Consider the following 20004-nt stretch of genomic DNA (forward strand, 5'->3'; position numbering starts at 1 on the left):
TAAAAGGAAGGGAGCTTAATAAAGGCTCCTTACCTTCCCCCTATTAGTGTAGTATAATAAGGTAAGTAAATGTTAAAGATAGTCCTAATGTTATCCAATCCCTATAATTGAATATATAATTAAAATGGCCCGTTGTTTTAATAACAACGGGTATATTTGCAAATAATACTTATAAATAAAAAAGGTGGAGATAAATATGACAATAGGAAGAATTCATTCCTTTGAAAGTATGGGGTTAGTTGATGGACCAGGAATCAGATGCATAGTATTTATGCAGGGGTGTGCATTGAGATGCGCATATTGTCATAATCCTGATACATGGGCTTTTGGACAAGGAAACGAGATGACACCTCAGGAAGTGCTTAAAAAGTTAATTAGATTTAAACCCTACTTTAAAAATGATGGTGGTGTTACTTTTTCAGGTGGAGAACCACTTATGCAGCCAGAGTTTCTTATAGAAACATTAAAATTATGTAAAGAAGCTGGAATTCATACAGTTATTGATACAGCAGGATACGGAATCCCCAAATATTATGATGAAATACTAAAATATACAGATTTAGTTCTTCTTGATATTAAGCATGTAGATGATGATGGCTATAAGAATCTTGTAGGACAGAGCAAAAATGGATTTGATGAGTTTTTGGCTGCAGTGCAGAAAGCTAATACTAAGCTATGGATAAGACATGTGGTTGTACCAGGTTTAACAGATTCTGAAGAACATATAAAAAAGCTGGCAAAGATAATAAAAAACATAAACAACGTAGAAAAAATAGAGCTTCTTCCGTATCATACATTAGGAGTAGATAAGTATACTAAATTAGGAATAGAGTATAAGCTAGCAGATGTAGACTCTATGGATATGGAAGACATTGAAAAACTAGAAAAAATATTAAAAGAAGAATTGAGATAATATTTAGCATAATTTTACGGGAGTGTTTTCTAAAGAAAATACTCTTTTTATGTTTAAATTATAGACAAAAATAATTCCAATGCAACCTTTAAAAAAAGAAAATTCAAGTGCTTAAAAAGTCGCATTAGAATTTTAATAACACTGAGAAAAAAATATAATATATTTTAGGGGGAGAGTCCTAAAATAAATGGATTAAAGTTAGTGAAAGCAACAATAACTTAACCCTATATTAATTATAACATAGCAAAATAGAAAATCAATAATTGTTTGACAATATTTAGAAAATTATAATAATAGCATAAATTGCTATTAGAATCTTTCGGTAAATGTGTTTTATTAATATATAATTATTCTGTGCAAAAATGAAAGATTATTCTATGTTATATTATACAAAAAATGGATAAATACTTAATAAAATTGAGAACCAAGCTTAAAGATTGAGTTTTATAATTCAAAATGGAAATTGTTTTATTATGCACAAATATGTTATACTAATTATATAATAAATATTATAATACATATCATTCGCCTAAAAAAATCAATATAGTATATCATTAATATTAAATACATCAATATTTTAAAGGAGAAAGATTAAGATGATTTTCTATGATGAAAACAACTTAGATATAATAGAAAAAGATATAAGATATATTCAATTATTGGCCAAGCAATATCCTACAATATCAAGCGCAAGTACAGAAATAATAAATTTACAAGCTATTTTAAATTTGCCTAAGGGAACGGAACATTTTATAAGCGACGTGCATGGAGAAAATGAATCCTTCACACATATGCTGAAAAATGCCTCAGGAGTGATTAAAAGAAAAATAGATGACGTTTTTGGAAATTCTTTAAGGGAAGAGCAGAAGGCAGGCCTTGCTACGTTGATTTATTACCCAGAGCAGAAATTGGACCTAATTAGACAAACGGAGAATAATTTAGAGGATTGGTATAAGATAACCCTTTATCAACTTATAGAGTTGTGTAAGAATGTATGCTCAAAATATACACGTTCTAAGGTTAGAAAAGCTCTTCCTGAGAATTTTGAGTATATAATAGAGGAATTACTTCATGAGCAGGATGATAGAGTTGATAAACAAGCATATTATAATGGAATTATAAAAACTATAATAGATATAGATCGCTCAGGAGACTTTATTATAGCTATAGCCAGTGTAATCCAAAGACTTGTTGTTGATAGGCTTCATATTATTGGTGACATTTACGACAGAGGTCCTGGGGCGGATATAATTATGGATGCTTTAATGAAACACCATTCTGTAGATATTCAGTGGGGCAATCATGATCTTTTATGGATGGGAGCAGCTGCGGGATGTGAAGCTTGTATATGCAATGTGCTTAGAATATCATTGCGATATGCAAATTTGAGAACTATAGAAGATGGTTATGGAATTAACTTATTGCCATTAGCTACTTTTGCTATGGAATTTTATGGTGAAGATGAATGTAAAGGTTTTGTTCCTAAAACATTAGATAAGAATATCAGTGCAGGAGAGATGGATCTACTTGCCAAAATGCATAAAGCTATATCCATTCTTCAGTTTAAAGTTGAAGGTCATATTATAAAAAGACACCCAGAATTTCAAATGGATGATAGACTTGTTTTAGATCATATAGATATAGAAAAAGGAGAAATTAATTTATATGATAAAACTTATAAACTAAATGATACAAGCTTCCCAACAATTGAATGGAATGATCCTTATAAACTTAGTGATAGGGAAGTAGATTTGTTGGGAAAACTAACAAGATCATTTATTAACAGTGAAAAGCTTCAAAGACATATTAAGTTTCTGTATAGTAAAGGAAGTATGTATTTAATATATAATTCTAATGTTTTATTCCATGGATGTATTCCATTAAATGAGGATGGAAGCTTTAAAGAAGTTAAAATAGGAAATATAAAATACAGTGGTAAAGACTTGCTAGATAGAATAGATCGTGTGGCTAGAGATTCATATTTCTTTAAAGAAGATATACAAGGGAAAAAATATGGAATGGATATGATGTGGTATTTGTGGTGTGGTCCAGATTCTCCGGTATTCGGTAAGGCTAGAATGACTACCTTCGAAAGATATTTTGTTAATGATAAATGTACACATCGTGAGCAAAAGGATTACTACTACAGTTATAGAGATAATGAGCAAGTATGTAAAAATATATTAGCTGAATTTAATCTTGATCCTAAGACTTCACACATTATTAATGGTCATATTCCTGTAAAAACAAAAGAAGGAGAAAGCCCAATAAAAGCAAACGGAAGGCTACTTGTAATTGATGGAGGTTTCTGCAAAGCGTATCAGCCAGAGACGGGAATTGCAGGATATACTTTAATCTATAATTCATATGGTCTATTGCTTACTTCCCATGAACCTTTTGCAGCTATTAAAAATGCTGTAAAAGAAGATAAGGATATACTTTCATCAACAATGATATTAGAGCATGTAGTAAGTAGAAAGAGAGTAGCAGATACAGATGTAGGTAAAGAGTTAACAGAGCAGATAGCAGAAATGGAAAAGCTTCTTATTGCCTATAGAAAGGGTTTAATCAAGGAAGGAAGCAAAGAAAAGATAGTATAAACAATAAATTTAATAATGATCAGACGGAAAAGGTTCCGTCTGGTTTTTTAATTTTTCTAAAAAACAAAAAACATCAGCAGTGGATGCTGATGTTTGGTTTAATATTTATTTATAAACAGGATACTTATTACATAATTCTATTACCTCTGTTTTTATTTTTGATAAATCAGTATCTCTATTTTCTATAGCATAGTTTATAAAGTATGCTATTTTCTTCATTTCTTCTTCTTTAAAGCCTCTTGTAGTTACTGATGGAGTACCTAGTCTTATACCACTTGTAACAAAAGGACTTAATTTTTCGAATGGTACAGTGTTCTTATTTACAGTAATACCTATGCTATCTAAGAGTTTTTCTGCATCTTTTCCTGTGATATTCTTATTTGTTAAGTCTACTAAAACCAAATGATTATCTGTACCACCAGATACTAATCTAAATCCATATTTCAAAAGCTCCTCTGCTAGGACACTACAATTTTTCACTACTTGATCTATATACTCAGTATATTCATCTGTCAATGCTTCACCAAAACATACTGCCTTCGCAGCAATAATATGCATTAGAGGACCACTTTGAACTCCAGGAAAAACAGACTTGTCTATGTCTTTTGCATATTTTCCCTTACATATAATAGCTCCACCTCTTGGCCCTCTCAAGGTTTTATGAGTTGTAGTTGTTACAAAATCAGCATATGGTACAGGTGACATATGTTTTCCAGCAGCAATAATTCCAGCTATGTGAGCCATGTCTACCATCATGTAGGCACTGACCTCATCGCAAATTTCTTTTATTTTTTTAAAGTCTATCTCTCTAGGATAGGCGCTGGCGCCAGAAACTATCATTTTAGGTTTATATTTTAATGCAAGCCCCCTTAACTCATCATAATCTATTCTTTCTGTCTCTCTGTTTACTCCGTAAGAAACAAAATTATAAAGCTTTCCTGAAAAGCTGGCACTACTTCCATGAGTTAAGTGTCCACCGTGAGTTAGATTCATACCAAGCACTGTATCGCCTGGTTGAAGAACAGCCATATATACAGCCATGTTTGCCTGAGATCCTGAGTGAGGCTGCACATTTACATACTCAGCATTAAATAGCTTCTTCATTCTATCTCTAGCTAAATCTTCTACTACATCTACGACACTGCATCCCCCATAATATCTTTTTCCAGGCAAGCCCTCTGCATACTTGTTTGTTAAAAAAGAACCCATAGCTTCCATAACGGATTTACTTGCAAAGTTTTCTGAAGCAATAAGCTCTATTCCTTCCTCTTGTCTTGACTTTTCTTGTTCAATAACTGTAAATATTTTTTCATCTGTATTTTTCAGATTTTCAAAATTCACTTTTGTAGCCCCCTTTTACTTTTAATGATGTTATTTATAAATTGCCCCATAGTAGGATTATAAAGTAATTTTTGAAAATTATCAAGTTAATTAAAAATAATAGTTTTTATTATAAATATTTTAAAAAAATACGACTATATTTATTATATTATAATTAAAATGTTTGTTTAACATAAATAAGTTCTTACAATCAGATTTTATAACAAAATGTCATAGATTATATGAAATATAGAATAAATACATTTAAACATAACCACAATAATATTACTTAAATGATTCCAGTTTAATGTTGGAGGGGATAAATATTATTAAGAATAGATTGATTACTACTCTTATAACTATAAATCTAATATTACTTTCGATTATACTTTTAGGAAAGATTAATTTTATTCATAGACTTGCAGCAGCATTAACTAAAGCTTGTTTGATTCCATTATTTGTTTCCTCTCTTTTATTTTATATAATCAGACCTCTTAATAATAACTTTATTAAGAAAGGTATTAGTAGAGGAAAATCAAGTTTAATTACTCTTAGTATATTTTTATTTACATTATGTGGGATTTTATCATATTTTAGTAAATATGCTTACTATCAATTTGATCAGATAATTAAGCAGCTTATGACTATTATTAACGATAGAAATCAAATTGATGGTTTTGTAAATTGGATTAATCAATTTATTAATATTAATGAGATATATACTCTATTAGCAGGTGTAGTTAAAATATATATTATTAAAATAGGTAAAAGTTTTAAAACTCTTTTAGGTTATTTTATGAACACCTTCTCGATGGTATTTCTTATATTAGTTATACTATTTTATATGTTGAAAGATGGAGATAAGTTTAAAAATAAAATAGTTTCTCTTGTACCTAAAAAATATAAAAAGCTCTCAGATGAAATACTATCTGAAAGCGATTCTATACTTAGTCATTATGTCAGTGGTCAGGCAAAAGTGGCACTTGCTCTAAGTTTGATGATATTTTTAGGATATAAGATTATTGGAATGCCAAGTGCGCTACTACTCTCTACGATAACTTTCATTCTTGCCTTTATACCTTTTGTAGGCTTTTTTATTTCAATGATAATTCCTGTAGTTATTGCTCTCAGTATAGGATGGAGGCTGGTTCTGAAGCTTGCATTGGTATTCATTATTGTACAGACCTTGAAAGGAAGGGTTGTAGTACCAACAATAATGGCTAAAAATATGAATATACATCCTCTAACTGATATCTTTCTAGTAATAGTAGCAATAACTGTAGGAGGACCTTTTACAGCCTTTGCTGTGGTACCTGTATATGCGATTTTAAAAAATCTATGTATGACACTAAAATTATTTGATAGTTAATACATAAATAATGTGTTAATAGTTAACTTAAATATTATTTAAATGTAAAAAATGGTGTATAATAACATAGGGCCTTAGTATAGACAAGCAGCTTTCAAAAAGAGTTCATATTATTATGAAAGAGAGAAAAATTATGAGATGGATTGATTTAATAAAAACATATAAACCCTATAATGAACAAGAGAAAAAAGATAAAGAAATAATTTTGCATTGCATAAATACATTTGATGATGTATTAACTAGAAATAATGAGATTATGCATATAACAAGTTCTACATTTATACTAAACAAAGCAAAAGATAAAACATTGATGATACACCATAATATATATAATTCATGGTCATGGACAGGCGGGCATGCAGATGGAGAAGAAAATTTATTAGCTGTTGCCATTAAGGAGGCGAGAGAGGAAACTGGAGTAAAAAATGTTCGACCTATTATTTCAGATGTATTCTCATTGGATATACTGCCTGTACTGGGTCATGTGAAAAATGGAAAATATGTATCAGCACATTTACATTTGTCCGTTGCTTATCTAGTTGAGGTTGATGAAGATGAATTACTTATTGTTAAATCCGATGAAAATAGTGATATTAAATGGATTCCAATAGAAAAAGTAAATGAATATAGCAATGAACCTCATATGCAGAAGTTATATGATAAATTAATATTAAAAATTAAGGAATCAAATATTTAAGAGAAACTAACCAGAAAGTTAACTTTCGGTCTAGTACTTTTATATTATCAAAAACAACTACAATATATTTAGACTTACATAAAGGAGCGGCATTTATGAATAAAACGAGACTAAAAGAAATTGACATTTTGAGAGCTACCGCATTTATTTTCGTTGTGGCACAACACACAGTGGGTGGTTTTTCTAATGTTGAAGGCATTAATTTTTTTGATTACACAATATTAAAGTTTTTATATGTTATGGCTAAAACAGCAGTTCCAATCTTTCTTTTTATAAGTGGACTATCTCTTTTTTATGTTTACTCAGATAAATTTGATTGGAAAAAGTACTATATTAAGAGAGTTAAATATATTTTTATACCTTATATAATATGGTCAGCAATTAATATGATTAAACTTGGTAATACAGATCGATTTAAAGATTTTATAGTACAAGTTATAGCAGGTAATGGTGGATATCACTTGTGGTATATGGGGATGATTGTCAGATTATATTTATTTTTCCCAATAATACTTTTTATAGCAAAAAAAGTTCATTTAATGGGCACTAAAGTTAGAAAATCGGTTTTTATAGGATTAGTTATTCTATATTATTTAATATCAAAGTATCAAAATATTATATCCGACAATATTAGTTTTCTTATATTCAGGAATCCATCTGAAATACAGCATAGAATTGTAAACATATCTATATTATTTTGGTTTTTATATTTTGTCTTAGGAATTTATTTTGCTTTAAATTATAGTTATTTTAAAAAGAAAGTTTTAGAGTATAAAGGTATAGTACTAGTAGGCTATTTTTTACTGTTTATATATGCCTATTTAAATGAAGTAAACATTGTAAGATTTGTTAGGGTACTATCTTTATTATACCCAGTATTTTCGATATTGGTCTTTTATATAATGTGTGTCTTTTTATCAGATAAAAATAGAATTTATAATGTAATGAACTTTATAGGTAAATACTCCTTTGTATCTTATATGGCACATATTATAGTCATAAATTATGTTGTTAATGAAATCAGAATCAACTTATATATCAAAGATTACTTAGTTTTAGGAGTTTTAGCGTGGATTACAACGGTAATAATAACACCAGTTTTATTCAGTATAGTTAGTTATATTCCATACTCACAATATATAACTGGCGTTAAGAGTAAAAATATATTGAATATAAGAACTTTGTTTAGTAATGAATACAAGGAATCTGCTTAATAATTTCGATGATTATATAAGTTAAAAATAAAAAACTTTGAATACCGACCTAACTCGTGATATTCAAAGTTTTTACTCCATTATAATAGTGATGAAAATACTCTGCAAAAGGCTTCAAATGCCTTGACCAATGGGGAAAGATTATTAAAATAGCTTTCAGTCACCCGCTTACTTACTTTTAAATCTTGAAAAAATAGATTTTCAAGTTGTTCAGTAATCTCTTCATCATAAATTACAGCATTTATTTCATAGTTTAGTACATAGCTTCTAATATCCATATTTGCGGTGCCGATAGTGCATATTTTGCCGTCGACAGAGGTTGTTTTTGCGTGTATAAAACCCTTGGGGTTATAGAAGTGAACCGATACTCCAGTTTTAATTAAATCTTCAAGATAAGTTCTCGAGGCAAAATAAACTAAAATATGATCATACCTTGCTGGAAAAAGTATATGAACATCAACTCCGCTTAGTACAGCAATTTTTAATGAATTAATTATACTTTCACTAGGAATAAAATAGGGAGTTGTTATATAAATGTGATCTTTTGCCATATTTATCATTTTTATAACAGCCTGCTCTATAGCAGGAAACTCTGAGTCAGGACCACTTTTTACAAGCTGCATTAACTTACCTTCTCCACCTTCTGTTTCAGGAAAAAATTCATCAAAGTCATCTCCGTAGTAAAAAAATTCTTCGTTAGCTTCTTTTATCGTAGCAAAGTCGTCTAAAAATACTGCCTGAAGACCATATACAAAGTCTCCTTTAACCATAATATGCGTGTCTCGCCAGTAACCGAATTTACTGCGACCTACATATTCATCACCTATATTTATTCCGCCTATAAAGCCAACCTTGCCATCAATTACAACTATTTTTCTATGATTGCGATAATTAATTTGAGTATTAATTTTTCTAAGAATTGGAGCTAAAAAGTAAGAGTATTGTACTATGTCTACTCCTACAGCCTTTAATTCCTTAATATAATTTTTACCTAGTCTTATACATCCTACTCTATCCAATATTAATCTAATTTTAACTCCTTCTAAGGATTTTTTTACAAGTATATCCTTTATTTCATTGCCAATTTCATCACTCTTTACTATATAGTATTCCATATGGATATGACTTCTAGCTTTTAGTAATTCCTCTTTTAATGCTGCAAACTTTTCAATACCATCCTTATAAATTTTAATGCTATTACTGTTAAAAAGAGGAGACTCACTATTTTTGGATAATAATTCTATTAAAGGAGCATAGGTATGGTCTTTTATACCTTTCATCGCTTCATATATTAATCTTTCAATATTTATTCTTGTTTCGTCATGAAGCTTATGTTTCTTCCAGTTACGTCCTAAAAAAATATATAAAAATAATCCTATTGGTGGAAATAATATAAAAACTAGCAGCCAGGCTATGGTTTTCTCGGGATTTTTCCTTTCTAGCACTATTACAAATATAGATATAATGGCGTTAAAGGCAATTATCCAGTATAAAGCTGATCTCATGTTGCATTACACCTCCCATTATAAGAATGTTTATAACTTACAGCTAAAAAATGTGCTTCATTAGGATATAATAAAAATAATACTCTTATTATCGAAGGAAATAAAGGGTTTTACAGTGAAACATAGAATATTTTATATTTATAGAATACACTTATGATAATAAAATTAAACATAATTATTTGAGAGGATGAAGAATTATGGAATTTGATAAAATAATATATTATGGCTCAACACCGATTTTTGTACTACTATTTATATTTTTGGTTGTTCTCCTTGTTAAACAAATAAAGAAGAATAGATAAGGTGGCCTGGCTTTTAGTAGCATCTTTAATTAAGATGCTATTTTTATTTTTACTCCTTATTCTTTCAAAAGGAATAGACTATAGCTTTAAAACACAAAATACTTATAATATGAAATATTAAGGAAGTGATTAATAGTATGTCAATGACAACTGTAAAAGCAACAACTAGAAAATTTGAACAAGGTAATGCTGTAAGATGTGAATGTAATGGATTTAGTATTATACTAGAACCAACTTCAACAACACAAGGCACAAACGCTAATATGAATCCTATGGAAGCAGTTCTTTGCGCATTAGGTGGCTGTGAAGCACTTGTTTCGATGAATTATGCTAAAAGTAATAATATCAATTTAAAGGATGTTTATGTTGAGCTCGAAGGGAACTTAGATTCAGACGGTATGTCAGTACAAAATGTTAAGCCCGGTTTTAATGATATAAAATGTAAGGTATATCTGGATACTGATGCAAACGATCAGCAAGTCAAAGCATTAACAGATTTCATAAAAAACAAAGGACCAGTAGTTGATACCGTTAAAAATCAAGTTCAGTTAGAAATACAAAGTGTAGTAAGAGCATCAGTAAAATAGGTTAAATATTTTTTAATATTATGATTTTAATGCAGGAAAGTATTAAATTTTAACACCTTCCTGCATTTTCATGATGTATATTTTAACTTTTTATGGTACAATTCTATTAATAAGTTTACAAGGGGGATACACGAATGAAAAAAATAGTTAGTCTAGTTGCAGCTGCTGCTATTACATTAGGAATTTCAAATGTGGCATTTGCAAAAGATGGATTCAATGTTAGTAGATTGTATGGAGCTGATAGATATAAAACATCTATTAGTATTTCAAACAACTTCAACAGTGGAACAGTTCAAAATGTTATAATTGCAAGTGGAAAGGATTTTCCAGATGCTTTAGCTGGAAGTGTACTTTCTAAAAAACTAAATGCGCCAATAGTGTTATCTGGTGGAACTGTGAATGACAGCGCAGATAGTATACAGTACATAAAAGACCATTTGGACAAGAATGGAACTATATATTTATTAGGTGGAACAGCATCTATTAGCAATGAATTTGTAGACTATATGAAGAATCAGGGCTATAATAACTTTGTTAGATTAGGTGGAAAAGACAGATTTGATACTAATAAGTATATTGTAAACTCAATGAATGTTGAAAAGGGAACTCCTGTAGTTATAGCAAATGCTTATGGATTTGCTGATGCATTAAGTGTGTCAAGTATTGCAGCACAAAAAGGATATCCTATAATAATGACTTCAACATCAAGCTTATCTGACGAAGCTAAAGATATGATTAAAAATATTGAGCCTAGCCAAGTATATATAATAGGTGGCTATGCTTCAGTTGGAGATAATGTTGTAAATCAAATAAAAGGTATGCTTCCATCATTACCAAATGATAAGATAATAAAATTAGCAGGACAAGATAGATATGAGACTTCATTAAGTGTATGCAAACACTTTAACTTAGACACTGATACAGCTGTAATTGCAAATGGAGAGAATTTCCCAGATGCATTATCAGGTAGTGCATTAGCATCAAAGCTTAATGCTCCAATAGTACTTGTTGATGGACAAGATATAACTAAACAAAAGGACTTTATATATGGAGGCAATTTTAAAAATATAGTTCTACTTGGAGGATATGGTTCAGTAGACTTTCCAGTTGAGTATTTATTAAAGGGTTCAGCATATATAACTCAAGAAGAAAGAGATTATATAAATAAACTAACAGAATACTGTGACGGTTATAAGACTGAGAGTACAAAGGCTGAAAATTATTTTCAAGATGTTATGAATAAGGTTACATCAGAAGATATGTTAGCAGGTTTTGAAAATCCTGATACAATGATGAGCACATTAGATAAGTTTATTGAACTATATAAAGGCTGTAGCTCTGCTATGGACACGTACAAGCAAAATTTAGTTAGTTTAAGAGATAAAGCTTCTAGTCTTCAAACTACAAATGGAATTGAAGCTCTTAAACAATCTTATATAAACAATATAAACCTTGATATACAGTCTGCAGATAAAGCTAGTGCTTTATTAAACTCTTATGTGAATGCCTTTAGCTCCTTTAGAGATGCTGTTAACTCTGGTGACGAAAGCAAAATTGAAGAAGCTGTTAGAAACTTAGAAAGCGTTGGGTCAAGCAGTCTTGAAGAACTTAACAGCTTAAAGGGTGGAGATCAAGGTATTAATGCATTGAAAGAAAAGTTAGTAAAGATAAAATCTAATATGGATTAATAATAAATGACAGGTTTGTACAAACCTGTCATTTATTGTAATTGTATAAAGTTTTATTCGATGTATATGTAAAAATAATAGTTCTTAGACTTTATCTATTTCAGGTACAACTTCAACATTTTCCTTTTCTTTATTACCAAAAAAGGTTGAAAGCAAAATAAATGTTCCTCCTATTATTTGAAGTAAGGTTAAGCTTTCGTTCAAAAATATAGTACTAAAAATAACAGCAGAAATTGGGTCTATATAGCTTACCACGGCTACTGTCTGAGCTTTTACATCTTTTATTGAAGAGAAATACACAACATAAGGTATTCCTGTATGAACTATTCCCACAATCAATATAAAAATTGCTGTTTTCATGCTAGATATATGAAGGTTATTTCTATAGAGTATAATAGGCAGAAGAAGTAATGCTGCAGTGGAAATTTGAATAACTGTCATTTCATATCCGGATAGGCCTTTAATATATTTATTCAGTAAAACCACTGAAGCATAGAATATAGCTGCAATAAGTCCAAATATAACACCTTTAGTATGGTTAAATGCAATATTTGAAGTTGTTGATTGATTACTCATTATTAAAAAAAGACCAGCCATAGCTCCTATAACAGCGAATAACTTTGACTTAGTGAACTTTTCTTTTAGCACAAAAGGAGATAGTAGTATTACAAATACAGGAGCACAATAATAGCTTAAAGTAGCATTAGAGACGGTAGTATACTTATAGGATTGAAAAAGAAATATCCAATTTAATCCCATAGCTATGCCTGAAGCAATAAGAAAACAAATGTTTTTCTTTCTATTTTTCCTTTGCTTTTCATCTAATTCTATTTTTTTATTATTTTCTTTACCAAATTTAAGTGCTAGACCATATAATATAAGTACAGTACTAGCTATAATTGCACGTAAAAAAACTGTCTCCATTGAAGGTAAGTCGATGTTTTTTACGAAGAGACCTACACTTCCCCATATAACCATAGAAATAATAATTTTAAACAATGAATTCAAGAATAAAACCCCCCATAGAACATTAGTTAAACATACAATAATATTCGTTATAGAATATCATAGCAATAGTTGTAAGTTAATTCAATGACAATTTGAAATATTATAAATCAAACAATTTTCATAATTTTTGACAAGTGTAATCATAATAAAGCTGTGATATAATTATAATATAAATGTGAATTAATTTAATCTATTAGTGGGAGGGGAAAATTTGCTTAAATGTGAAGTCTGTGGTAAGCAAGCGGATAAACACCATATAGTGTATAGAAGCCAAGGAGGCGTGGATTTTCCGCTTAACTTTAAATATCTTTGTTCTGAACACCACAGGGGGAAGAACGGACCGCATAAAAGCAGAAAGCTTGATTTAGAATACAAACTCGAATTGCAGCAAAGGTTAAATGATTTATTATATAGAGACTATTATAAAATAGATGAGTTAGTATATCTTCTTCAAATAAATAAGGGTATGTTGAAGAGGCTTTTAAAAGATTATAGGTTATATAAAGAAGGGTATAAAAAAGCAGATATAATATATAGACTAATGGGTAGAAAAATATACACAGAAGACATGCTAGAAGAATATTATGATTTTATAGCAAACTTTTAAATTTTATCTATTAGTATCAAATTAAATATTATGAAACGAAATTGGCTATCTAGAATTTTAAAACATAAAAATATACAGATGAAAAATGACAAGTGATAAAATTATAAAAGTCACTTGTCATTTTCTATAATCTGTGGTACATATAAAATATCAACAAGTTAATTTTCTTAATAATTTGTAAATTGAAATAAAATAAAAATAAAATTTTATTTTATTTCACTATATAGTATATTTTTAGAATAACTAGGCGTATTAAATCTCAAACTGAAAACTCTAGATATGTTTCTAAAAGTTTATGGGAGAAGGGGGCAACAAAAATGAGAGAGGACATATTGATGCTTTTAAGTTTGGAAGAAATTGAAAACACGATAAAGGGTTTGAAAATAGCATTGGAACACATTAATAAGAATAAAGTGGACATAGATGAAAATATGGAGGAACGTATAACTGACATGTTAAGAAAACTTCTATATGTTAAAACCGAATACTCAAATAAAGCTGACTAGAATTATTAATTAAATGCCTTACAGTAGGGTAACTTCAATTGTAAGGCATTTAGCTTAAATTTTACAGTTGTATAGAATGATTTATATGAGGCAAAATATATATGTAGTACTTAAAAGAATGGAGGATTAAAATTTATAAATGTGTAAAGGTTTTCGGGTTTGTTGACACATACATAAAATATTATTGTAAAATATACATATAATTAATAAAGGAATGTGAAGAGTATGAATATAGCATTTTTTCTTACACCAAAGAGTGACGTAGTTTATGCAACTTTAAGTACAACGATGGGACAAGTATTAGAATTGATGGAAAAAGAAAGATATACAGCTATTCCAATAATTGATGATAAGGGAAAATATGTAGGGACTTTAACAGAAGGAGATTTACTCTGGAAGTTAAAAAATACCCCTGGATTAAATTTTAATAATGCATATGATGTGCTTCTTAGAGAAGTACCAAGACGTAGGTGTAATAAATCTGTTTTTATTGATTCAAACATTGAAGACCTATTAAGGCTTTCAGTAAATCAAAACTTTGTCCCGGTGGTAGATGATAATAGAACTTTCATAGGGATAATAAAAAGAAGTGATATTATTAATTATTTTTATGATACTTTATTTAGTAAAGATAAGAGTATAGTATAGGTATGAACTAAAGTCCCTCTAGTTTTGTCCAGAGGCAATATGCATAAGACAAAACTAGAGGGATGTTTTTAAAAGTGTGAACCGTTATCATTATTACGCATAACTCTTCCTTTTGCCTGATAAATAGAGTCATTACCGTGGTCCATATATCCAGTTGTTGAATTTAAACTATTTTCATTATGATCTTTCATAGATTGTGCTACGGAATTTAGGATGCTATTTGAACTATCTTTTTTAAATACCTTTTTCTTACTCATAAATCCATCTCACCTTTATAATTTTATTTTTATTTAATAAATCTTTTAATTCATTTTAAATATTACTTTGCTGAAAATTTTCCTGATAGTCCAGGTGTTTCTTTAGAAGCTCTTCGTGTTTCTTGATTTTTATCTTTGTACTTATATTCCTTGTCTTTTGTAAATACCTCAACTTTTTTCTTAACCATTTATAACTCCCCTTTCAGAATTTATTTTCTCCTTGTGCGACATGTTTTATTCCATAATAACAATTCATTGATTTATGAAAAATTCAATTATTTGCAGCAAATGGAATGATTTAATAGAAAACTTTTGTTACAGATGGAACATAATAAATATATCTATAAGCTGGCATCCGGAGGTGATTTTTTTGTATCCAAGTATAACAGATATATTAAAAATAAATGACACAAGCATATTAATTTCAAAAATGAATCATCAATCGAATATAGTAATAGGTGTGCCACATCATACTCCAGTAGGGACTTTTATGATGCCCTGTGAGGATCATATATATGGAGATCAAAACACAGGGTATGTTGGTCATAATTTAGCAGAAAATTTAAATTGTAATTTTTTATGTGCATGTAATTATTTTATAGATTCAAATAAAAATAAAAATAATAATTATAGTGATTATTATATGGCATTAGAGAAATGCAATCTAAAGTATTTGGTTGAAATTCATGGCCATGGAGTAGAACATTGCGGTAATGATATTGAAATATCTTCAGGAAGTAAAGAAGATGAGTTTCATGCAATAAAGTTAAAAGATGAAATAAGAAGAATTATTGGTGCTCAATTAGAAGAAGATGAGAATAATGAGGATCTACGAAATCTTGAAAAAATAAATATAAATGCAGACTTTAATAAAATACACTACAAAGCCAGTAAGTCAGCAACAATAGTTGATAAAAGATGGATTAGCTATCATATAGAGCTTCCACTTATATTAAGAATAGAGGATAATAATGGGTATTTACCAAAGACGGGTTTGGAATTTGTTAACATATTATGCAAATCGATAAAAAATATTTGTTTATATTGACAATAATAGATTAATAGTATTATAATATTATTAAATTAATAAATGGCAATCCTTTGACGAGGAAGAGTAGCTATTATGTTTAATCACAGAGAACTGAGGGTGGTGGGATCTCAGTATGACAACAAATAGTGAATGGACCTTAGAGGAGTAAATTGAAATTCAAGATTCTTGAAGAGTAGTGGTTACCGTTAGCCGTACGTTATAATGGCTAGAGCATGTTGGTGCTTGAAGATGAGAGGTGTTTAATTATTATTATTTTTAAATACAATTTAGGTGGTACCGCGGATAACTCCGTCCTAATTTTTAGGATGGAGTTTTTTATTTTGTATAAAAATAAGTTTAATTTAAATAGGTTATCTATTTGAGGTTTTAGTGAAAGTTTTAAGAGCGCTCATGAATTTTCATTAAATATAAATATATAGAAAATTATTATTCAAAGGAGAGATTTTTTATGAATTCAAGAATAAATTTAAAAAGAATTATTATAAATTCACTGTTTTTAGGAATAGGTGCAGTCATTCACCAAATTGCTCCACCTATATTATTAGGGATGAAGCCAGATTTTTCTCTTGTGATGCTATTTATCATATTAATTTTGAATGACGATTATAAAACTTGCTTAAGTGCTGGAATTGTAGCAGGTTTATTATCAGCTGCCACAACAACTTTTCCTGGAGGTCAGTTAGCAAATATAGTAGATAAACTAATAACTATGAATGTAATATTCTTTTTATTGATACCTTTAAGAAATATATCGAATAATCAAGTGAAAATCACTTTAACTGCAGTAATAGGCACTATAGTAAGTGGAGCATCATTTCTATTTACAGCTTTAATAACAGTAGGTTTGCCTGCAAGTTTTAAGGTATTATTTATATCAGTAGTGCTGCCTGCTACTTTAATAAATACTATAGCTGCGTTTGTATTATTTAATGCTTTGAATGCTGCTACAAAAAGAACGGCTAGAGAAATATAATTTATATATTAATACTATATTTAAAATAATAACTACCTTAGATAGAATACAATTTTATCTAAGGTAGTTAATCAATGTTTTAGTCAAATCTTAATTGATCGTAAGCCTCTTCTCTATTTTCTTGTTTTTCTTTTATATTTTTAAGAGTTTGATCATCCATTTTTGAACCAAAATGGTCTACATATTCTTTTGTGTCTTCTATATTTTCTTTAAGATTTTCAAGTGGATGATCGTCATAAGTATCTCCATATATTATTGTATTTTTTAAATGTTGAATTTCAGCTTTTCTAGCTGCTTGAATATCTCTTGCATGAGCTTTTGCTTTAGGATCACCTATTTCTGAATATTGCTCAAGATGTCTTTCAGTTCTAGTGTAATTTTCCACAGTAGTAATCAATTCATCTAAACGATGTTCAGTTTTTTCTTCAAGTCTTCTTTTTTCTATTAAGGAATTTTTTTCTCTGTCTTGTTCATTTCCCATTGTGAAAGCCCTCCTCATAAACTATCTATTACATACTTATTTTGAGTTTTACAAGAGGGTTTAATACTATAGAAAGTTTTCTAAAATTACAATATCTTATTAGAAAAAATATTAAAATTTAATATTATATTATTTAATATTACGAGTATATTGTTATTATAGATATCTTAAGTTTTTCATGCTTATGTCTAATACTTTAAAAGAATGAGTAAGTGCTCCAGTAGATATAAAATTTACTCCAGTTTTAGCTATAGAATCTATTGTGTCTAATGTAACATTTCCTGAAGCTTCGGTTTGAGTTTTGCCATTTATAATTTCTACTGAAGTTTTTAATGTTTCTATATCCATATTATCAAGCATAATTATATCAGCACCACACTCTAAAGCTTCTTTGAGTTGAGCTAAAGTTTCAACCTCCACTTCTATTTTTCTAACAAAAGGAGCATTTTTTCTTACTAAATCAATAGCGTTTTTAATTCCACCAGCAGCATCTATATGATTATCTTTTATTAAAACTCCATCATTTAATCCAAATCTGTGATTAGTTCCGCCGCCAATTTTTACTGCATATTTTTCAAAGATTCTCATATTAGGAGTAGTTTTTCTTGTATCTAAAAGTCTAACATTAGTTCCTTCAAGTTTTTGTACAAATTTTTTTGTAAGAGTAGCTATTCCACTCATTCTTTGAAGAAAATTTAAAGCGACTCTTTCTCCGCTAAGTAAGATTTTAGTATTCCCTAAAATTTCACCAAATTTGTCACCTTTTTTTATTTCATCTCCATCCTGTACATAGAATAATACTTCAGCATCTCCAAGAATGAAAAAAACTCTCTTAAAGACTTCAGTGCCAGCTATTATACCATCTTCTTTAGCAATTAAATCTACGACTGCGTTTTGTTCGCTGCCTACTATAGATTCTGTTGTTATATCTCCATATTGTATATCTTCATTAAGAGCACTTTTTATAATATCATCAGCAAGTAACCAATTCATTTCTTATGTCTCCTCTCAATTTACATAATGTATCAATTAAAACATCTCTATTTAAATTTTTATAATAGTCTAAGGTGCATTGAATTTTTTCTGGCTTTGTTATTTTAAATTTTATATTTTTTATTTCCTTATTTATCTTCTTCGCACCTCTTTTTGAAAATACTAAACCTTCTAATAGAGAATTACTAGCTAATCTATTTGCGCCATGAACACCTGTACAGCTAACCTCACCAAAGGCGTATAAATTATTCATGGAGGTTTGTCCGTATAAATTTACATCTATTCCTCCCATAAAATAATGTTGCGCAGGAGAAACTGGAATTGGTTCCTTGCATATATTTACACCATTTTTTAAACATTCTTCATATATATTGGGAAATCTTTCTAATAAAAAATCTTTATTCATAAAACTAACATCAAGATAAACATTTTTAGAATTAGTTCTTATCTTTTCCTCACATATATGCTTTGTAACTATGTCTCTTGGAAGTAATTCATCTACAAATCTTTCGCCTCTGTTATTTATAAGTTTTCCTCCTTCACCCCGTACTGATTCTGAAATTAGAAATTTTCTACAATTTAGACTCTCATCAAAGAATGCTGTAGGGTGAAATTGTATATAGTCTAGATTTTTAACTTTTATATTATTTCGTATAGCTATAGATATACCATCACCTGTAATTATTCTTTGATTTGTAGAATTTTTAAAAATTCCTCCTATGCCACCTGTTGCTAATATACTAACCTTAGCATGAATATTTATTTGTTCATTATCTTTTATACAAATTGCTCCAGTGCACATATTACCATTTTTTAATATATCTACTAGCTCACAATTTTCATATATAGTAATATTATTTTTTGACTTTACTTTATTTAAAAGAATTTCTTCAACTCTTTTCCCAGTTATATCCTTATAATAAACAATTCTATTGATGCTATGGGCACCTTCACGTGTAAAACATAAAACTTCTTTATCTTTTTCAAAATCTACTCCAAGTTTGCAAAGAGTATCTATATTATCTATGGATTCTTCTACTAGAACTTTAACAGCATCAATATCATTTTCATATTTCCCAGCTTTTAAGGTATCTTCTGTAAAAAGATCTATGTCTGTATATCCTCTTGCTACAGATATTCCGCCTTGGGCTAAAGCAGTATTACATTCATCTTTTCTTCCTTTAGAAATCATAACTATATTCAAGTTATCACTTAGGTTTAGAGCAGAATATAGTCCAGCAACACCAGTACCAATAATTAAAACATCAGTAATTATGTTCATATA

At 29.1% G+C, this 20004-nt stretch carries 20 protein-coding genes and 1 other annotated feature; of the genes, 12 read left to right on the top strand and 8 right to left on the bottom strand.

The features are described from left to right. Positions 1–196: 196 nt before the first annotated feature. Both pflA and ACZ5N4_RS03360 read left to right on the top strand, forming a co-directional pair. Complete coding sequence (pflA, locus tag ACZ5N4_RS03355) at positions 197–913, top strand: pyruvate formate-lyase-activating protein (protein ID WP_464207157.1); 717 nt, start codon at positions 197–199, stop codon at positions 911–913. A 596-nt stretch (positions 914–1509) separates the two neighbouring features. Next, positions 1510–3513: a fructose-1,6-bisphosphatase gene (locus tag ACZ5N4_RS03360; RefSeq protein WP_464207159.1), complete on the top strand. Its 2004-nt coding sequence runs from the start codon at positions 1510–1512 to the stop codon at positions 3511–3513. Positions 3514–3618: 105 nt separating this feature from the next. Here ACZ5N4_RS03360 and glyA read toward each other — a convergent pair whose 3' ends face one another. Further along, on the bottom strand, positions 3619–4854 hold the full coding sequence (gene glyA / locus ACZ5N4_RS03365) for a serine hydroxymethyltransferase (RefSeq protein WP_464207160.1): 1236 nt from the start codon (positions 4852–4854) through the stop codon (positions 3619–3621). Between the two features lie 319 nt (positions 4855–5173). Here glyA and ACZ5N4_RS03370 point away from each other — a divergent pair, with 319 nt between their 5' ends. From ACZ5N4_RS03370 to ACZ5N4_RS03380, 3 genes are all read left to right on the top strand, one after another. Next, on the top strand, positions 5174–6202 hold the full coding sequence (locus tag ACZ5N4_RS03370; RefSeq protein ID WP_464207161.1) for an AI-2E family transporter: 1029 nt from the start codon (positions 5174–5176) through the stop codon (positions 6200–6202). A 133-nt stretch (positions 6203–6335) separates the two neighbouring features. Continuing rightward, positions 6336–6899, top strand: a complete 564-nt coding sequence (locus ACZ5N4_RS03375; protein WP_464210822.1) for an NUDIX hydrolase — start codon at positions 6336–6338, stop codon at positions 6897–6899. A 95-nt stretch (positions 6900–6994) separates the two neighbouring features. Further along, positions 6995–8113: an acyltransferase gene (locus ACZ5N4_RS03380; RefSeq protein WP_464207163.1), complete on the top strand. Its 1119-nt coding sequence runs from the start codon at positions 6995–6997 to the stop codon at positions 8111–8113. 80 nt (positions 8114–8193) lie between these two features. Here ACZ5N4_RS03380 and cls read toward each other — a convergent pair whose 3' ends face one another. Continuing rightward, on the bottom strand, positions 8194–9618 hold the full coding sequence (gene cls / locus ACZ5N4_RS03385) for a cardiolipin synthase (protein WP_464207165.1): 1425 nt from the start codon (positions 9616–9618) through the stop codon (positions 8194–8196). Between the two features lie 445 nt (positions 9619–10063). Here cls and ACZ5N4_RS03390 point away from each other — a divergent pair, with 445 nt between their 5' ends. Further along, positions 10064–10507 (top strand): OsmC family protein, encoded by a 444-nt coding sequence (locus ACZ5N4_RS03390; RefSeq protein WP_464207167.1) that lies wholly within the window; start codon positions 10064–10066, stop codon positions 10505–10507. Between the two features lie 134 nt (positions 10508–10641). Next, entirely contained in the window at positions 10642–12195 is a 1554-nt protein-coding gene (locus ACZ5N4_RS03395) for a cell wall-binding repeat-containing protein (protein ID WP_464207168.1), read from the top strand. A gap of 84 nt (positions 12196–12279) precedes the next feature. Here ACZ5N4_RS03395 and ACZ5N4_RS03400 read toward each other — a convergent pair whose 3' ends face one another. Further along, positions 12280–13203: a DMT family transporter gene (locus ACZ5N4_RS03400; protein ID WP_464207170.1), complete on the bottom strand. Its 924-nt coding sequence runs from the start codon at positions 13201–13203 to the stop codon at positions 12280–12282. Positions 13204–13414: 211 nt separating this feature from the next. Here ACZ5N4_RS03400 and ACZ5N4_RS03405 point away from each other — a divergent pair, with 211 nt between their 5' ends. From ACZ5N4_RS03405 to ACZ5N4_RS03415, 3 genes are all read left to right on the top strand, one after another. Then, positions 13415–13810: an HNH endonuclease gene (locus ACZ5N4_RS03405; RefSeq protein ID WP_464207171.1), complete on the top strand. Its 396-nt coding sequence runs from the start codon at positions 13415–13417 to the stop codon at positions 13808–13810. 317 nt (positions 13811–14127) lie between these two features. Further along, a complete protein-coding gene (locus ACZ5N4_RS03410; protein WP_308041433.1) occupies positions 14128–14316 on the top strand; it encodes a hypothetical protein in 189 nt (62 codons plus the stop codon). Between the two features lie 225 nt (positions 14317–14541). Further along, the gene (locus ACZ5N4_RS03415; RefSeq protein ID WP_464207173.1) at positions 14542–14964 is read left to right on the top strand and encodes a CBS domain-containing protein; all 423 of its coding nucleotides are present in this window, start codon (positions 14542–14544) and stop codon (positions 14962–14964) included. A gap of 68 nt (positions 14965–15032) precedes the next feature. On the opposite strand, the gene ACZ5N4_RS03420 is transcribed toward ACZ5N4_RS03415, so the two are convergent. Both ACZ5N4_RS03420 and ACZ5N4_RS03425 read right to left on the bottom strand, forming a co-directional pair. Beyond that, positions 15033–15221, bottom strand: coding sequence for a hypothetical protein (locus ACZ5N4_RS03420; protein WP_464207174.1), 189 nt, complete (start codon positions 15219–15221; stop codon positions 15033–15035). Positions 15222–15283: 62 nt separating this feature from the next. Continuing rightward, entirely contained in the window at positions 15284–15409 is a 126-nt protein-coding gene (locus tag ACZ5N4_RS03425) for a hypothetical protein (RefSeq protein WP_464207175.1), read from the bottom strand. A gap of 74 nt (positions 15410–15483) precedes the next feature. Here ACZ5N4_RS03425 and ACZ5N4_RS03430 point away from each other — a divergent pair, with 74 nt between their 5' ends. Further along, positions 15484–16269: a hypothetical protein gene (locus tag ACZ5N4_RS03430; RefSeq protein ID WP_464207177.1), complete on the top strand. Its 786-nt coding sequence runs from the start codon at positions 15484–15486 to the stop codon at positions 16267–16269. 44 nt (positions 16270–16313) lie between these two features. Next, positions 16314–16571: a binding site (T-box leader), on the top strand. A 149-nt stretch (positions 16572–16720) separates the two neighbouring features. Continuing rightward, the gene (locus ACZ5N4_RS03435) at positions 16721–17245 is read left to right on the top strand and encodes a tryptophan transporter (RefSeq protein ID WP_464207178.1); all 525 of its coding nucleotides are present in this window, start codon (positions 16721–16723) and stop codon (positions 17243–17245) included. A 79-nt stretch (positions 17246–17324) separates the two neighbouring features. Here the strand turns inward: ACZ5N4_RS03435 and ACZ5N4_RS03440 are convergent, their stop codons facing one another. The 3 genes from ACZ5N4_RS03440 to ACZ5N4_RS03450 form a co-directional block, all read right to left on the bottom strand. Then, positions 17325–17726: a hypothetical protein gene (locus ACZ5N4_RS03440; protein WP_464207179.1), complete on the bottom strand. Its 402-nt coding sequence runs from the start codon at positions 17724–17726 to the stop codon at positions 17325–17327. 156 nt (positions 17727–17882) lie between these two features. Further along, positions 17883–18719, bottom strand: a complete 837-nt coding sequence (gene nadC / locus ACZ5N4_RS03445; RefSeq protein ID WP_464207180.1) for a carboxylating nicotinate-nucleotide diphosphorylase — start codon at positions 18717–18719, stop codon at positions 17883–17885. Continuing rightward, entirely contained in the window at positions 18700–20001 is a 1302-nt protein-coding gene (locus ACZ5N4_RS03450; protein WP_464207181.1) for an L-aspartate oxidase, read from the bottom strand. Before ACZ5N4_RS03450 ends, nadC begins: the two co-directional genes overlap by 20 nt. Positions 20002–20004 lie beyond the last annotated feature (3 nt).

It is taken from the genome of Clostridium nitrophenolicum (assembly GCF_055391695.1).

Bases quoted from the DNA above. Each gene is read 5' to 3' on its own strand.
- pflA (WP_464207157.1), top strand. From the start codon at position 197: ATGACAATAGGAAGAATTCATTCCTTTGAAAGTATGGGGTTAGTTGAT.
- ACZ5N4_RS03360 (WP_464207159.1), top strand. From the start codon at position 1,510: ATGATTTTCTATGATGAAAACAACTTAGATATAATAGAAAAAGATATA.
- ACZ5N4_RS03375 (WP_464210822.1), top strand. From the start codon at position 6,336: ATGAGATGGATTGATTTAATAAAAACATATAAACCCTATAATGAACAA.
- ACZ5N4_RS03380 (WP_464207163.1), top strand. From the start codon at position 6,995: ATGAATAAAACGAGACTAAAAGAAATTGACATTTTGAGAGCTACCGCA.
- cls (WP_464207165.1), bottom strand. From the start codon at position 9,618: ATGAGATCAGCTTTATACTGGATAATTGCCTTTAACGCCATTATATCT.
- ACZ5N4_RS03390 (WP_464207167.1), top strand. From the start codon at position 10,064: ATGACAACTGTAAAAGCAACAACTAGAAAATTTGAACAAGGTAATGCT.
- ACZ5N4_RS03395 (WP_464207168.1), top strand. From the start codon at position 10,642: ATGAAAAAAATAGTTAGTCTAGTTGCAGCTGCTGCTATTACATTAGGA.
- ACZ5N4_RS03410 (WP_308041433.1), top strand. From the start codon at position 14,128: ATGAGAGAGGACATATTGATGCTTTTAAGTTTGGAAGAAATTGAAAAC.
- ACZ5N4_RS03415 (WP_464207173.1), top strand. From the start codon at position 14,542: ATGAATATAGCATTTTTTCTTACACCAAAGAGTGACGTAGTTTATGCA.
- ACZ5N4_RS03420 (WP_464207174.1), bottom strand. From the start codon at position 15,221: ATGAGTAAGAAAAAGGTATTTAAAAAAGATAGTTCAAATAGCATCCTA.
- ACZ5N4_RS03425 (WP_464207175.1), bottom strand. From the start codon at position 15,409: ATGGTTAAGAAAAAAGTTGAGGTATTTACAAAAGACAAGGAATATAAG.
- ACZ5N4_RS03430 (WP_464207177.1), top strand. From the start codon at position 15,484: ATGAAAAATTCAATTATTTGCAGCAAATGGAATGATTTAATAGAAAAC.
- ACZ5N4_RS03435 (WP_464207178.1), top strand. From the start codon at position 16,721: ATGAATTCAAGAATAAATTTAAAAAGAATTATTATAAATTCACTGTTT.
- ACZ5N4_RS03440 (WP_464207179.1), bottom strand. From the start codon at position 17,726: ATGGGAAATGAACAAGACAGAGAAAAAAATTCCTTAATAGAAAAAAGA.
- nadC (WP_464207180.1), bottom strand. From the start codon at position 18,719: ATGAATTGGTTACTTGCTGATGATATTATAAAAAGTGCTCTTAATGAA.
- ACZ5N4_RS03450 (WP_464207181.1), bottom strand. From the start codon at position 20,001: ATGAACATAATTACTGATGTTTTAATTATTGGTACTGGTGTTGCTGGA.